Genomic DNA, 13,776 nt, shown 5'->3' with positions numbered 1-13,776 from the left:
TGAAATATTTAATTCCGCAGTGATTTTATGTCATAAACTTGTAATACCGTTCCAATAGAATCAGAAATTACATATATAAGACAGTCTTTATGACATGCAAACGACATGCAGAATCAAGATGTAATTAACTCCGCAGATGACGGTGATGCAAACGAGGCCAGTACAGTCAATCCTCTGAAAAACGCTGCTCCGGGTACAAAACTGCCCCGGATTGCCCGTACAGGCAAATCCGCCTCTTCTGAACTTGCCAGAACCGCGATTTTTCTTGACCGGGAAATGTCGCAGATTGCATTCAACTGGCGTGTATTGGCCCAGGCGGAAGACAAAAGCATTCCATTACTTGAGCGGCTCAAATATTTATGTATTGTCGGCAGCAACTTAGATGAATTCTTTGAAGTCAGGGTCGCCAGTTTGCTGGCACAAAATACAATTGACGGCGAACTGGTCCAGCACCCTGCTTTTCTGTCAACACTGAAACGGATCAGTTCCGAATGTCACCAATTAACTGAGCGGCAGTATGAACTTCTGAATCAGGAAATTCTGCCGCAGTTATCCAAAAAAGGTGTACATCTGCTTCGCCACTCCGAGCGCAATGAAGCGCAGAGAGCGTGGGTGAAATCTTATTTTGAGCGTGAAGTTCGTCCCTTACTGACACCAATAGGTCTGGATCCGGCCCACCCTTTTCCTCAGGTCGTCAATAAGAGTCTGAATTTCATTGTCTCGCTGGCAGGCAAAGACGCGTTTGGGCGCGGAACAGCCATCGCCATCGTGAAAGCACCACGGGTTTTACCCCGCATTATTAAACTTCCGGATGAATTGTCGGTCGATGGACTGTCGTTTTGTCTGCTTTCTTCCGTCATTCACTCCCACATTGCGGATTTATTCAATGGCAGAGATGTCATCAATTATTCGCAGTTCCGAGTTACCCGCGACAGCGACTTATGGGTAGATGAAGAAGAAGTGAAAAACCTTCGTCAGGCCTTACAGGGCGAGTTACAAACCAGACAATTTGGCGCAGCAGTTCGGCTGGAAGTCGCAAAGAACTGCCCTGAAGATCTGTCGCGTTTTTTACTCGAACAATTTTCTCTCGACCATGACAGGCTTTACCCTGTTGATGGGCCAGTGAATATGGTTCGCCTGGGAGAAATTGTCGATCATGTCAAACAACCAAGTCTGCGCTTTCCGCCATTCTCCGCAAAAGCTATCGGTAAGTATTCCCACACAGATATCTTCACCTTGCTGCGCAAACAGGATATTTTGCTGCATCATCCTTTTCAGCCATTCCAGACTGTTATTGATTTTATACGCTCAGCATCTCTGGACCCGAATGTGGTCGCGATCAAGCAAACCATTTATCGTACCGGCATGAACTCAGATCTGATGGAGTCGCTGATCACAGCGGCCCGTTTAGGTAAAGAAGTGACTGTCATTGTCGAATTAATGGCGCGTTTTGATGAAGAAGCGAATATCAACTGGGCGGACAAACTGCAACGTGCGGGCGCGCAGGTGGTGTACGGCGTAGTGGGATTAAAAACGCACGCAAAACTGGCTCTGGTCATCCGTCGTGAGGAAGCCGGCACACTCAGACATTACGCGCATTTAGGGACAGGCAATTATCACCCTTCAACCACCCGCTTTTATACTGATTTTGGTCTGTTGACTGCGCATCCGGGCATCGCTGCAGAGGTGAACGAAGTATTCATTCACCTGACAGGTCTGACCAAACCAAAAAAACTCGAGTACCTGTGGCTGGCACCATTTGCCCTTCAACCACAAATTATCAAAGCCATTCGCAACGAAGCGCGTATTGCACGCGAAGGCCGGCCGGGGCGCATTATCGCGAAAATGAATGCGTTGCTCGACGAATCTGTCATACGCGCCCTTTACGCTGCTTCCGCAGATGGCGTAAAAATTGACCTGATTATCCGCGGTGCATGCGCACTGCGTCCGGGAGTACCCGGCTTATCGGAGAATATTCGCGTTCGCTCCATCATCGGACGTTTTCTTGAACACAGCAGGATTTACTATTTCCGTAACGACCTCGCGCATGATGTTCACCTCGCCAGCGCCGACTGGATGAACCGTAATTTATTCCGGCGCATTGAAGTTGCATTTCCTGTGTTGGAAAAATCTCTGAAAAAACGCGTTATTTCAGAGGGACTTGATCCCTATTTAAAAGACAACACCAACGCCTGGATACTTGACTCTGACGGTCAGTATGAACGCAAAAAGGCACGTGGCAAGCAAGCCAGTTTCGGTGCGCAACAATACCTGATGCAACAACTTGGTTCATTGTCAGCTTCGGAAGATGAATAATGGATTTAATACTCTGGCGTCACGCAGAAGCCGAACAGGCGACTGAAGAAATAACAGATGAATTCAGAAAACTGACAGGCAAAGGGATCAAACAGGCTGGCAAAATCGCTTACTGGCTCGATAGTACGCTTCCGGAAACAAGCCGCATTCTCGTCAGCCCGACCATACGTACCAGAGATACTGCCGATGCCCTTGTTTCGCGCGGCCGAAAAATCAAGATTATTCCCGAATTAGGGCCACAGGCTTCAGCGCAGGATATTCTGCGTATTGCCAACTGGCCAAATAGCCGGGAACCGGTCGTCATCGTCGCTCATCAACCATGTCTGGGCCAAGTCGTCAGCCAGGTACTGGGTCAAACTTCACCGGGATACAGCATACGAAAAGGAAATGTGTGGTGGCTGTCACAGAAACAACGTGAAGCAGAAGAAGTGACGACCTATCTTAAGGCGATCATGTCGCCTGATCTGGTTGTCAAATAAATGAAATGATGAGTGAATAAATATCCCGAGGGGAAGCAGTAATTATCACAGCGACAATCGACGCTCAGCTCATCAGGCAGTTACACTCGTCACGCTGACATCGAGCTGGATATTGTCGATATGTTCTGCTGCATCAGTATCTGTCGGATGCATCACGTCATGCCAGGTAATCAGGCGTAACTCCCCTTTTGCATCTTCAACTAAAGCAGATAAGCTCTCAACCCAATCACCATCGTTACAATACAGAATACCACCGATATCTCGTATTTCTGGTTTGTGAATATGTCCGCAGATAATGCCATCGACACCGTTTCTGCGTGCTTCATCAGCCAGAGCATCTTCAAACTGAGTGATATAACTTACCGCGTTTTTGACTTTTAATTTAAGATATTGCGACAGTGACCAGTATGGCAGCCCGGCTCTGGCACGCCAGTTGTTATAGACCTGATTGAACTTCAAAATCACTGTATACAAACTGTCGCCAACATACGCAAGCCATTTGGCACAAGCGATCACACCGTCAAATCTGTCGCCATGCAAAACCAGCATACGTTTGCCATCCGCCGTTGTATGTACCAGTTCGTCGCGCACCTTGATACCGCCGAAATCCAGATCAATGAACTGACGGATAGATTCATCATGATTACCTGGAACAAAAATGACATTTGTTCCCTTACGCGCTTTTTTTAATACAGTCTGTACGACATTATTGTGCGTCTGATCCCAGTACCAGCGTCGTTTCAGCTGCCAGCCATCAATAATGTCGCCAACCAGATAGGGTGTTTCTGATTCTGTCGCTTTTAAAAATTCCAGGAGTTTTGCCGCCTGACAGCCGCTAGTTCCCAAATGCAGATCTGAAATCCATATCGTGCGGAAATGCTTGATATCACGCTTTTTCGTATGATGTAATTTCTTATTCAGGAACTGGTCAGCGGGTTTCAATCTGCTTACTCCTCAGTACCGTAGTGACGAGCATAGCGATTATCCAGATTGGACAATGGCAGCATCACAAACAAATCTGCGCTGTGGAAATCAGGATCCCAGGCTGGCTCTCCGCATACCCACGCACCTGCCCGCAAATACCCTTTGAGCAGCGGAGGAATTCTGGCGACAACATTGCTGGTGTCAATTTCATCTAAAGGAAATGGAACATGCGGAGTCACTCGGTATTCAAGCGGGCAGAAATCACCTGCTGATAAGCTACGGTAAATTGCTGCCGCGTTCTGACCGCCATCAGTCAGACTGATACTGGCGCAGCCGATCAGATGAGAACAACGTTCACGGCGCATATAAGCGGCCAGCCCAGCCCATAACATCATAATAACAGCGCCACTGCGGTAGTCAGGGTGAATACAGGCGCGCCCGGCTTCTGCAACACTGCTGCGGATATGCTGCAAACGCGATAAATCAAATTCGGTTTCGGAGTAATAACGTCCCATCTCGCGTGCAGCATTTGGGCCAAGAATTCTGTATGTACCAACGACTTTCAGCGTTTTGCTGTCACGAACAATCAGGTGATCGCAATAGGCATCAAACTCATCTTTATCCAGCCCTTCGGGATTGGACAACGCCGACAAGCCCATGCTTTCAATGAATACCTTATAACGCAAACGTTGAACTTCTTTGACCTCTTCTGCGGTCGTCGCCAAACTCAGATTGAGTTTAGAAAAGCTGGGATTAGCATCCGCTGGTATCGTGAGTAATCGCATTCCTCGTCCTTGTGTAGTCTCAAGATGTCATTCATCCGACGAACGAAGAATAGAGGAGGATTACTTCAACAAGATGACAGTTAGATGTCGGTTTTATGACAGACAAAAATACAACAGCGCTGAAGACAAACCTGTCATCTTCAGCGCTGCTCAACTCAGAAAAAAGGGGGAAATCGTCCGCCAGAAGCAGAAATTACTTCTCTTTTTTAGGGCGTCCTGCCTTCAAAGGAGATAAATCATTGATCAGTTTTCTGAGACTGGGGATATCGGTATTATTGAGTAAAACCAGACCTATCCTCAACAACTGACTCTTCTTGACTTCAATACCAGCCTTCAGACAGGCTTTTTTAACCTGACCGAGCACGGCGTATTCCACCTCTGGCATGGTAAAACTGTCACGTACCAGTTTCGGCTTTTTCAATTTTTCTTCTACCGGCGGTAGCGATTTCGCTGTCGCTGGCTTTTTCACTGGCAGCGTTACCGCTTCTGCTTTTGCGGGTGCTTTTACATTCACCGCTTTCTTTACTGTCGCTGCGGCAGCGAGCTTTTGTACCGGGACTTTCTTAGTAACAGAGGTTCGCGAAGTACTTACTGCTTTTTTAGATGTAACCGTTGCCATTTCAGTCCCCATTAAATACTTAAAAAAATAATATAAACAATATATCGTTAAACAAGAAAGGTAAAGAATAACTTCCGGACATGACAAGGGCATTACCGATATGCGACATGTCTGATAACTGCTGGCATCAGCGTTCTTTTGATGACAAGTCACAAACAAGGTCGCTGTCTTTAATCATGATTATCAGCTTATTTTTTTGTGCCACTCTCTGAAAGGGATAATTCAGGCATCGCCTTCCGCCAGTCTGCAGGAGTACATAACTCCCAGCGCACGTTCGGGGCGTAAAACAATGCTGCCTGGGTTCTCGACAAATGATAAAAAGAGGGTTGCTGGACTACCTTCACCACACCATTACTGACAAAATATTCCAGCGAAAATCGAGGATACGCCATCACCAGTCCTCCGCTTACAAATGACACATCCTCTGGTTTCACAATCTCTGCAACCTCAGCTTCAGTCGCTCCGGTCAGTACATTTTTTAAGCGCAACAAGGTCTTTTGAAAATTCTCACGATCGACTGAAGAATCCCAGGCTGAACTTAGTTTCTTAAAAATACTCAGAGGATTAGTCCCCATATCCACCAGAGAACTTACCTGTGACAGCGTAGGATCATTGACGACCTCAACGATACTGCGCAGACTGGACTTACCGGTGAAATGCAGCTCAACCGTACTGACCGGAGTACTGGCCTGCAACAAACCTGCCGTCCAGCCGTCAGCATCCTTGCCCCAATGGTGCTGAACCGCGGTTGCATAGCCGCGGCAACTGTAGAATGCCATCGCATCTTGTCTGGATACCTGCGCACTCAGTTTGTTGTCCACAAAAATCAAACCACCAATATCACCCTCAGTTAAAGCCATGTAGGCAATAGTATGGCCTTTCGTATCAATGACCTCAAAGCGCTCACGCAAAAACTCGGCAGGAATCGCACTGACGATCTGGCGAGCATTCAGCGTAGTATCGAGACTGATTTCTTTACCGGCAGCGCTGGAACGCATGATCCCCACCTGATCAGCCGTTTCCGCATGCAGAACAGGAATGCCAGTGATCACAACGGCAAGGAATAAGAGAAAAGAACGCAGCATACTCATTTTTCAATAATCACTTCATGTGAAGACGCCAGTTTCATACTCTTTAGTCTCATTCTTTTTATTAAAACAACAGAGGATTGATGCGGGGGCATGCTTAATCCAAAGGCACGGTTCTGTAATGATTCACCTCTGACGACGTCACAATGGCGCCTTTATTTCCCCAGCTATTCCTTACATAACTGAGAACAGCGGCAATTTCTGCATCCGTTAAGACAGGCCCAAACGGCGGCATACTGTAAGGCCTGGGATTTAACTGCGTTGCTGGCGCAAACCCTCCAGCAAGAATAATCCGCAATGAATTAGTAATCGAATTCGTCTGCAGGCTGTGATTACCTCTGAGTGATGGATAAGCTAGAGCAAATCCTTCACCCTGACTGCCGTGGCAATCCATGCAATGGGTTTTATACAACACACCACCCTGTAGTATGATGTCCTTTTGCATCGCTTCATTACTATCCGCCGTGCTCAAGATCTGGTCAAGCCAGCTGTCCTCACCCGCTTTCTTCACGGGAATGGCTCGCAAATAACTGGTCATAGCGCTGATATCTGCATCAGTCAGATATTGCAGGCTGTCAAAAACCACTTCTGCCATCGGCCCACTCATGGCAGCGTTGCGATTAACGCCGGCTTTGAGCAAAGCCGCCGCCTCATTCTGCGTCCAGTTCAGCAAGTGCGCTTCGCTGGCGTGCTGTAATGAGGGGGCGTACCATTGCATCTGTGCGAGCTCTCCACCGGAAAAATCGCTGGTACCACCATTTGCCCCGAAACTATTGCGCTGACTATGGCATGCACTGCAATGCCCTAATCCTTGTATCAGATAAGCGCCACGATTCCACTCCGGTGATTTTGTTTTGTCTTCTGCAAATTCCGCAGGCTTAAAATACATGGCACGCCAGAATGCCAGCAAACGCCGCTGATTATAGGGAAAGCGTAATTCATGATCCCGATTTTTCTGAGAGATCGCAGGAATCGTTTTCAGATAAGCGTACATCGCATCCGCATCTGGCCTGCGTATCTGGGTGTAATTCGGATAAGGAAAAGCAGGATATAAGAGGCGACCATCTTTCGCCTTACCAAAATGCAAAGCAAGCCAGAAGTCATCCGCCGTCCAGCTTCCGATGCCACTCACAATATCCGGGGTAATATTCGGCGAAACAAAATTGCCATATTCCGAACGCAATATCCGCCCACCGGCATAGGCTGCGCCACCTCTGGCTGTATGGCAGCCGAAACAGTTTGCAGCGCGGGTCAGATACTCACCGCGCCTGATGAGTGCCGCCTGATCCGACGCAGTATCTCTGGTCTTCACTGCAGAAAGTGACGACGCCCCCTCATCAACCCTGTAACCAAAAAAATATGCGTATAAGCTGACTCCGATCAGCAGAAACAGTGTGAAAACAAAAATTCTGATAAACATTCTCTTCATTCAGATCTGACCTCCGGGACAGCTTTAACATTACGCATCAGCAAATAAGTGAGCTATCTCGTCTATATCTTGTCATATTCAATACCAGTCACAATTTCACTGAGTATTTTTTAGCATTCAATGATACATAACGCGGAATCCGACATTGTTCGCCAATCACCAATTCAACAGGCGGAGGGATGGATTTAATTTACTGCATATCAGAAACGCTGCCACATTGCATCGGCAGGCGAAACTGAGGAATATTCACGACACTTATCGCAATCCCGTTGTCCGGCACCGTTTTAGAGGCCAGCCAGGCCGACACAGCCGCAATGTCAACCGGTGTCAGTTTGTTTGCCACCTGCTGCATACAATCCGGCGTCTTCGCACGCCGGCTTCCCGTCTGCCAGGCGCCAAGCTGGGCGACAATATAATCCCGAGGCAAGCCCAGCACACCGGGAATATAGGGCGCAACCCCGGTCAGCTTTTCACCGTGACACGACATACATGCGGGTAACTTTTTCTGCTGATCACCGCTTATTACCAGCTCACGTCCGCGTGCCATTAATACCCGGCTGGCATCGGTATTCTGCGGAAGTGCATAAGGCGGATGCTGATCTGCAAAAAAAGCTGCAATTTCCTTTAAATAATCATCACTCATGTTGCTGAGCAAGGCATTCATCAATGGATACCGGCGTTTGCCGTCTCTGAAATTTTTAAGCTGATGCAGTAAATATCCTTCTGGCTTTCCGGCGATACGCGGATAGTAGCCATCACTTGTCGCCTTGCCTTGTGCTCCATGACACGAAGTGCAAGCTTTCAAACGCTGAGTAAGTGTGTCGGGAATGTTCTGCGCCTGCAAAGAGAACGAAACCATTCCTCCCGCCAGCAAAATGCAATTTAAAAAATTCCGGTGATTGAACATGATGTATCTCTGAATAGTTTAGTCATCGTTTTTATGCTTAAGCCGCATGCCGGCCACTTCGTATTTCCGCTTGCCCTGAGACCTCATAAAGCTGCAGTTCTATTATCAGTATTAATTAAAAAATATGTCTGATTTTTCTTTCTTCATTTTATTTACCCATCCGCAAAGCCTTTACTCATAAGGCTCCCCCATGATGTACAAATTAAACGCTACAATGCGCACCTCATTTTTATTTTCAGGAAACGCATACAAAACTTGTCAAGCGGTGCCAAGCCGAGGATAATCTCGCCCTCGCGTCTCGTTCCGAGAACCAGTTTGAGCAAACATGATTGAATCGCTTTCACCAGCGTAGCCCGCTTTTACCAGCGGGCTTTTTCATCCGGGATGCCATTGATTAACCATGCAGATAATCAACAGCCTATCACCGTTGCCATCGCCATACACTATTGACAAGATTTTGTTGTCACAATCGACTTTGTTACATGAAAACCAGCTTAACTGACTCAACTATTCCCGCTCAAAAAACTGGCGCCACGCTCACTCTGGGTAAAAAGACCCTGCAGTTGAATCGTGCTGCGGCGGCTGCGCCATCCAACGCAGACACGCCCGCGACGCCAACAGCGGAAAAAATGGAAGAACCTCAAACTAGCGCAACTGCAGTACCGGTCATGGTCGTGACGAAACGTCGTTCACGCATGCAACCCATCATAGCGGAGGCTATTATCGCCCCCGCAAAAGCCTTAACAGCAGAAGATATCGAGGCGATGAGTAATATGCCTTTCGATGAAACTGCGCAGACAACACCGGATAACGCGAACGTCGTCACAGAATCACTGAGCGTCAGTGAAAACACAGAAGCCCTGACTGAACAAACAGGGCAAACAGCAGAAACGCCGGTAAAGCCAGAAGTGAAAACGGAGATTCGTGCTGATTTGAAAGCCGGATTGCAAACATTATCGGGGGCCGACATCGCAAAGCCGCGCGCGGCTGTCATTCGTAAAACAGAACCGAAAGTCGCAAAGAAGTTACTGCTATCAGATCAGCCCGGTACAAAACCTGCAGTAGCGACCGTCAAACGCGAAGCACGCATAGGCTCGGGAAAATTTGCACCAGCGGCCCCTGTCACAACACTGAAGCCCGTCGCACCTGCTCCAGCACCCGTGGCTATTGCTGCGCGCGCAGCCAGTATTACTGACAAGCCTGTCTTAGCTGATGCATCGCGAGTCGCAACGTCCCCGGTACGTCAGGCTCATGTGTCTGCAGCACCGGTTCAGGTCCGGCCTGCGACGACAGCTCCTGCACCGGTAAAATCAGAGCCGGCGGCCAATACCGCGACCCCATTCAGCGATATCGATACCTCAGCTTATGTCCTGTCCGGCAGCAAAGAACCTGCAAAGAGGGGGCGTAAGCCATCAGAATTTCAGTTTGAAAATGATGAAATTCAGGCATTGAATGCTGCTGAGTCTGCAGAATTGAAACGGGCGGCCAGAGCAAAAAGTAAAAAATCAGGTGGTGCTGTCAATGAAGAGCAACTGGAACATTATCGCAAGCAGTTAACCAAGTTAATCCGCCTCGGTAAAGACCGTTCATATCTGACCCATGCTGAAATTAACGATCACTTACCGGAAGAAGTCGCTGATCCGGAAATGATTCAAGATGTCATCAGCACGCTCAATGACATGGGCATTGCGGTGTACGACAAAGCTCCTGACGCTGAAATGATGTTACTGACTGATAATGTCACGATCGTCGTCAGTGATGATGAAGCTGAATCAGTGGCTGCGGCAGCGCTGGCGACGGTGGACTCTGACTTCGGTCGTACGACGGATCCGGTTCGTATGTATATGCGCGAGATGGGTGGCGTCGAACTACTGACCAGAACCGGTGAAATCGAAATCGCAAAACGCATAGAAGACGGCCTGAAAGACATGGTACAGGCGATTTCCGCTTGTCCTGGCACGATCAAGGAAATTCTGCAGATTGCAGACAAAATTGAAAAAGACGAAGTAAGGATAGACGACATTATTGATGGTCTGATCAGTCCTGAAGAAAATGAAGCTCCGGTCTTGTTGATCAACGATAGCGATGACACGGATGAAGTCGATGACGATGATGACTCTGTCAGTGACAACGTTGGTGGTATCAGCGATGAACAATTACAACAGCTAAAGACCGGATCGCTGCAAAAATTCACAGTTGTGGCGAAGCGCTTTGATGATATGCAGGCAGCGAGAGCCAAAGACGGCTATGGCTCAGCTGCATATGTCACAGCACAACAGGCGATCTCCCGCGAACTGCAAGGAATGCGTTTTACGGTAAAAACAGCAGAAAAACTCTGCGACACGCTGCGTAAGCAAATGAAAGATCTGCGCAATACTGAAAAGCAGATGCTGGAATTATTGGTGAATAAATGCGGTATGCCCCGTGCGTATTTCGTCGAGATGCTGCGTACACATGCAACCAATACTGCCTGGCTCGAACAAGAAATGCAATCGGCCCAGCCATACGCCACTGCCTTATCACGTCACATCCACGCTGCCCGAGAATTACAGCAAAAGCTCATTCAACTGGAAGAGCGTGTCGAGCTGCCGTTGAGTTCCCTGCGCGACATCAATAAACAGATGATCGCCGGTGAAAAACGTTCCAGCGAAGCGAAGCGCGCAATGACGGAAGCGAACTTGCGTCTGGTGATTTCCATCGCAAAGAAATATGTGAACCGAGGTTTACAATTTCTCGATCTGATTCAGGAAGGTAATATCGGTCTGCTGAAAGCAGTGGATAAATTCGAATACCGCCGCGGTTATAAATTTTCCACTTATGCAACCTGGTGGATACGTCAGGCAATCGCACGTGCCATCGCGGATCAGGCGCGGACAATACGTGTGCCGGTACACATGATAGAAACCATCAACAAGATGAACCGCGTCAGACGTCAGCTCTTGCAAATCAGCGGACTGGAGCCTGAGCCAGCCGCAATTGCAGAGAAAATGGGTTTGCCGGAAGTAAAAGTACGCGAGATTCTGAAGATCGCCAAAGAACCTGTTTCTCTGGATGTGCCTATCGGTGACGATGGTGACTCACAGCTCGGCGATTTTATTGAAGACAGTATGACGATGTCACCGATGGCTGCGGCAATGCAGGCCTCTGTACAGCAAAAACTGAAAGAAGCACTGGACTCATTAAGCCCGCGTGAAGCCAAAGTATTGCGTATGCGTTTCGGCCTTGAAACCGCGAGTGAATTTACCCTGGAAGAAGTCGGTAAACAATTTGAAGTCACACGCGAACGGATACGCCAGATCGAGGCAAAGGCAATGAAGAAGTTACGCCATCCCGGAAAAGCCGAACACCTGAAAGGTCTGATGGAAAATCAGTAAGTAGTACCTGGTTTAGGTACTGATACCTTAGACGTTACATGGAAAAATGCCGCTGATACCAGCGGCATTTTTTATGCCATCAAAAAAGTCAAAGCGAACTCCACCTGTTCTATTCTTTGGGCAAGACTGCCCTCAACCAGCAAATGGGAGATGTCACGCTCTTCCAGTTCCACCAAGACGCGCTCGTGAATGGCCTGACGAACTGCCGGTGACTCTCTTTGCAAGCCGTCAGCAATCCACGGCAAATCGGGTGCGGTCACCACAGTGAAATCATAATAGTGCTGATCTGTCAGTGCCAGCAAATCATCACCGGCAGCCGAAAAATAGTATTCACTGTAGATGGCCGTCATTAACGGCGTCGTATCGCAAAACAACCAGCCATTCGCCTTGAGCGCCATCGCATGTTCCCGTTCCAGTTGCGTCCGTGCAATCATTATCTGTTCACTTTCACGCGGAACGCGCTGCTGAGTTTCAACAAACTCGCGCAAATACTCGGGTACCCATAAGGTCTGATAGCGTTGCGCCAGCGCCTCTGCCAGTGCAGACTTGCCAGAAGATTCTGCCCCCAGGATAGCGACACGCTGGACTTTTGATTTTACTTCTGACATGTTTTACTCCAGGCACGCAGCCCCATGATTGCCATGATGACAAAGACCGCATACAAGGCTGCTGTCAGCATCAGATTTTTATATAGGTATAAACCAACATACAAGACGTCGACAATAATCCAGATAAGCCAGTTCTCAATTTTTTTTCTGGATAACAAAACTTGCCCGAGCAAACTGCCAGCGGTAAGAAAACCATCCGCCACAGGAACATCGGTATCCGTAAATTTCTTTAAAAACCACGCTAAGGCAATGAATCCCAGCCCCCATGCAATCAGCGCAACCACGCGCTCACGACTCGCCAGCGCAGATACAGGTAACTCGCTGCTTCCGTCAATACCGCGCCACCACAAAAACCAGCCCCAAACGGAGACAATGATAAAGACCCATTGCAAACCCATATCTCCGTACAACCTGGCTTCGAAAAAAACGCTGGCGTACAACCCTGAAGATAAGATTGAAAATAACCAAGCCCAATGTATCTGACGAATGTTCAGCACAACAGTCATCACCGACAAGATGAACGACAGCAGCTCAAGCAAACTTGTCGTCAAACCAAAAAACTGCACAGCGTCGTTCATAGGCAGGAGAAACTTCATTATGAATAAGAGCCCGCATTATCAACGATAGAAAAATTTGTGTCATGCTGATCAGGCAAAAACATAAAAATACCGTGATCAGGCTTGAATTCATCACGCGGATCTGCATTTTTCCTTTATATTGCTGAAAAATCCTTCTTGTCATGCAATATGAAAAAACAATCTGGCTTCACCTTGTTAGAAGTTCTGGCCGTTGTTGCGATCATCGGCATACTTGCAGTGATGGCCGCCCCATCGTATTTATACAAAGTCATCCGTGAACAAATCGATGCAGCGATGCCGTTGGCTGATGTGGCAAAAAAACCGGTAGAACTGGCATGGCTGGCCGGACAGAAATTCCCTGCGGATAATGCAGCCGCAGGCTTACCGTCCTCCGACAAAATCGTCAATAATTTCGTCAGCGCCGTCAGTGTCGAAGATGGTGTCGTTCACATCACCTTCGGTAATCGTGCCAGTAACTCTATTAAAGGTAAGGTGCTCTCCTTGCGCCCGGCTGTCGTTGAAGATGCACATGTCGTTCCGGTGACCTGGGTGTGCGCCAATGCACAGGCACCTGACAAAATGATAGTCAAAGGCACAGACAAAACAACGCTGCCGACACAATATCTGCCCCTGATTTGCCGCAGTAGAGCAAAATAAAAAACGCCGACT

The 13,776-nt window shown here is 48.1% G+C and carries 12 protein-coding genes; 4 read left to right on the top strand and 8 right to left on the bottom strand.

Going from position 1 to position 13,776, the window contains the following annotated elements; translation table 11 throughout:
* Nucleotides 1–105 precede the first annotated feature (105 nt).
* Nucleotides 106–2,316 carry a polyphosphate kinase 1 gene (ppk1, locus tag ACOTSW_RS09315; RefSeq protein WP_423678807.1) on the top strand — a complete coding sequence of 737 codons (2,211 nt, stop codon included), beginning with the start codon at nucleotides 106–108 and terminating at the stop codon, nucleotides 2,314–2,316.
* Nucleotides 2,316–2,795 (top strand): SixA phosphatase family protein, encoded by a 480-nt coding sequence (locus tag ACOTSW_RS09310; RefSeq protein WP_423678806.1) that lies wholly within the window; start codon nucleotides 2,316–2,318, stop codon nucleotides 2,793–2,795. Before ppk1 ends, ACOTSW_RS09310 begins: the two co-directional genes overlap by 1 nt.
* A 72-nt stretch (nucleotides 2,796–2,867) precedes the next feature.
* Here the strand turns inward: ACOTSW_RS09310 and ACOTSW_RS09305 are convergent, their stop codons facing one another.
* The 6 genes from ACOTSW_RS09305 to ACOTSW_RS09280 all read right to left on the bottom strand — a co-directional run bounded on the left by ACOTSW_RS09305 (nucleotide 2,868) and on the right by ACOTSW_RS09280 (nucleotide 8,547).
* Nucleotides 2,868–3,737 carry a UDP-2,3-diacylglucosamine diphosphatase gene (locus ACOTSW_RS09305; protein WP_423678805.1) on the bottom strand — a complete coding sequence of 290 codons (870 nt, stop codon included), beginning with the start codon at nucleotides 3,735–3,737 and terminating at the stop codon, nucleotides 2,868–2,870.
* A 5-nt stretch (nucleotides 3,738–3,742) separates the two neighbouring features.
* A complete protein-coding gene (locus ACOTSW_RS09300; protein WP_423678804.1) occupies nucleotides 3,743–4,504 on the bottom strand; it encodes a GNAT family N-acetyltransferase in 762 nt (253 codons plus the stop codon).
* Nucleotides 4,505–4,697: 193 nt separating this feature from the next.
* Complete coding sequence (locus ACOTSW_RS09295; RefSeq protein WP_423678803.1) at nucleotides 4,698–5,123, bottom strand: hypothetical protein; 426 nt, start codon at nucleotides 5,121–5,123, stop codon at nucleotides 4,698–4,700.
* A 188-nt stretch (nucleotides 5,124–5,311) separates the two neighbouring features.
* Nucleotides 5,312–6,208 (bottom strand): hypothetical protein, encoded by an 897-nt coding sequence (locus tag ACOTSW_RS09290; RefSeq protein WP_423678802.1) that lies wholly within the window; start codon nucleotides 6,206–6,208, stop codon nucleotides 5,312–5,314.
* A gap of 100 nt (nucleotides 6,209–6,308) precedes the next feature.
* A complete protein-coding gene (locus ACOTSW_RS09285; RefSeq protein WP_423678801.1) occupies nucleotides 6,309–7,631 on the bottom strand; it encodes a c-type cytochrome in 1,323 nt (440 codons plus the stop codon).
* Nucleotides 7,632–7,830: 199 nt separating this feature from the next.
* Nucleotides 7,831–8,547: a c-type cytochrome gene (locus ACOTSW_RS09280; protein WP_423678800.1), complete on the bottom strand. Its 717-nt coding sequence runs from the start codon at nucleotides 8,545–8,547 to the stop codon at nucleotides 7,831–7,833.
* Between the two features lie 482 nt (nucleotides 8,548–9,029).
* Here ACOTSW_RS09280 and rpoD point away from each other — a divergent pair, with 482 nt between their 5' ends.
* The gene (gene rpoD, locus ACOTSW_RS09275) at nucleotides 9,030–11,921 is read left to right on the top strand and encodes an RNA polymerase sigma factor RpoD (protein WP_423678799.1); all 2,892 of its coding nucleotides are present in this window, start codon (nucleotides 9,030–9,032) and stop codon (nucleotides 11,919–11,921) included.
* A gap of 71 nt (nucleotides 11,922–11,992) precedes the next feature.
* Here rpoD and ACOTSW_RS09270 read toward each other — a convergent pair whose 3' ends face one another.
* Nucleotides 11,993–12,529 carry an AAA family ATPase gene (locus tag ACOTSW_RS09270; protein WP_423678798.1) on the bottom strand — a complete coding sequence of 179 codons (537 nt, stop codon included), beginning with the start codon at nucleotides 12,527–12,529 and terminating at the stop codon, nucleotides 11,993–11,995.
* Complete coding sequence (pnuC, locus tag ACOTSW_RS09265) at nucleotides 12,517–13,107, bottom strand: nicotinamide riboside transporter PnuC (protein ID WP_423678797.1); 591 nt, start codon at nucleotides 13,105–13,107, stop codon at nucleotides 12,517–12,519. Before pnuC ends, ACOTSW_RS09270 begins: the two co-directional genes overlap by 13 nt.
* A gap of 168 nt (nucleotides 13,108–13,275) precedes the next feature.
* Here pnuC and ACOTSW_RS09260 point away from each other — a divergent pair, with 168 nt between their 5' ends.
* Nucleotides 13,276–13,764: a pilin gene (locus ACOTSW_RS09260; protein ID WP_423678796.1), complete on the top strand. Its 489-nt coding sequence runs from the start codon at nucleotides 13,276–13,278 to the stop codon at nucleotides 13,762–13,764.
* The last annotated feature ends 12 nt before the right edge of the window (nucleotides 13,765–13,776 follow it).

Source organism: Undibacterium sp. WLHG33 (assembly GCF_049544815.1).
In the GTDB taxonomy this organism is placed as follows: Bacteria; Pseudomonadota; Gammaproteobacteria; order Burkholderiales; family Burkholderiaceae_D; genus Undibacterium.
This window is presented reverse-complemented; position numbering and strand designations above follow the sequence as displayed.

What these genes read in the sequence shown, in the direction of transcription:
- ACOTSW_RS09285 (WP_423678801.1), bottom strand. Translation starts at nt 7,631, where the DNA reads ATGTTTATCAGAATTTTTGTTTTCACACTGTTTCTGCTGATCGGAGTC.
- rpoD (WP_423678799.1), top strand. Translation starts at nt 9,030, where the DNA reads ATGAAAACCAGCTTAACTGACTCAACTATTCCCGCTCAAAAAACTGGC.
- ACOTSW_RS09310 (WP_423678806.1), top strand. Translation starts at nt 2,316, where the DNA reads ATGGATTTAATACTCTGGCGTCACGCAGAAGCCGAACAGGCGACTGAA.
- ppk1 (WP_423678807.1), top strand. Translation starts at nt 106, where the DNA reads ATGCAGAATCAAGATGTAATTAACTCCGCAGATGACGGTGATGCAAAC.
- ACOTSW_RS09260 (WP_423678796.1), top strand. Translation starts at nt 13,276, where the DNA reads ATGAAAAAACAATCTGGCTTCACCTTGTTAGAAGTTCTGGCCGTTGTT.
- ACOTSW_RS09280 (WP_423678800.1), bottom strand. Translation starts at nt 8,547, where the DNA reads ATGTTCAATCACCGGAATTTTTTAAATTGCATTTTGCTGGCGGGAGGA.
- ACOTSW_RS09270 (WP_423678798.1), bottom strand. Translation starts at nt 12,529, where the DNA reads ATGTCAGAAGTAAAATCAAAAGTCCAGCGTGTCGCTATCCTGGGGGCA.
- pnuC (WP_423678797.1), bottom strand. Translation starts at nt 13,107, where the DNA reads ATGAACGACGCTGTGCAGTTTTTTGGTTTGACGACAAGTTTGCTTGAG.
- ACOTSW_RS09300 (WP_423678804.1), bottom strand. Translation starts at nt 4,504, where the DNA reads ATGCGATTACTCACGATACCAGCGGATGCTAATCCCAGCTTTTCTAAA.
- ACOTSW_RS09295 (WP_423678803.1), bottom strand. Translation starts at nt 5,123, where the DNA reads ATGGCAACGGTTACATCTAAAAAAGCAGTAAGTACTTCGCGAACCTCT.
- ACOTSW_RS09290 (WP_423678802.1), bottom strand. Translation starts at nt 6,208, where the DNA reads ATGCTGCGTTCTTTTCTCTTATTCCTTGCCGTTGTGATCACTGGCATT.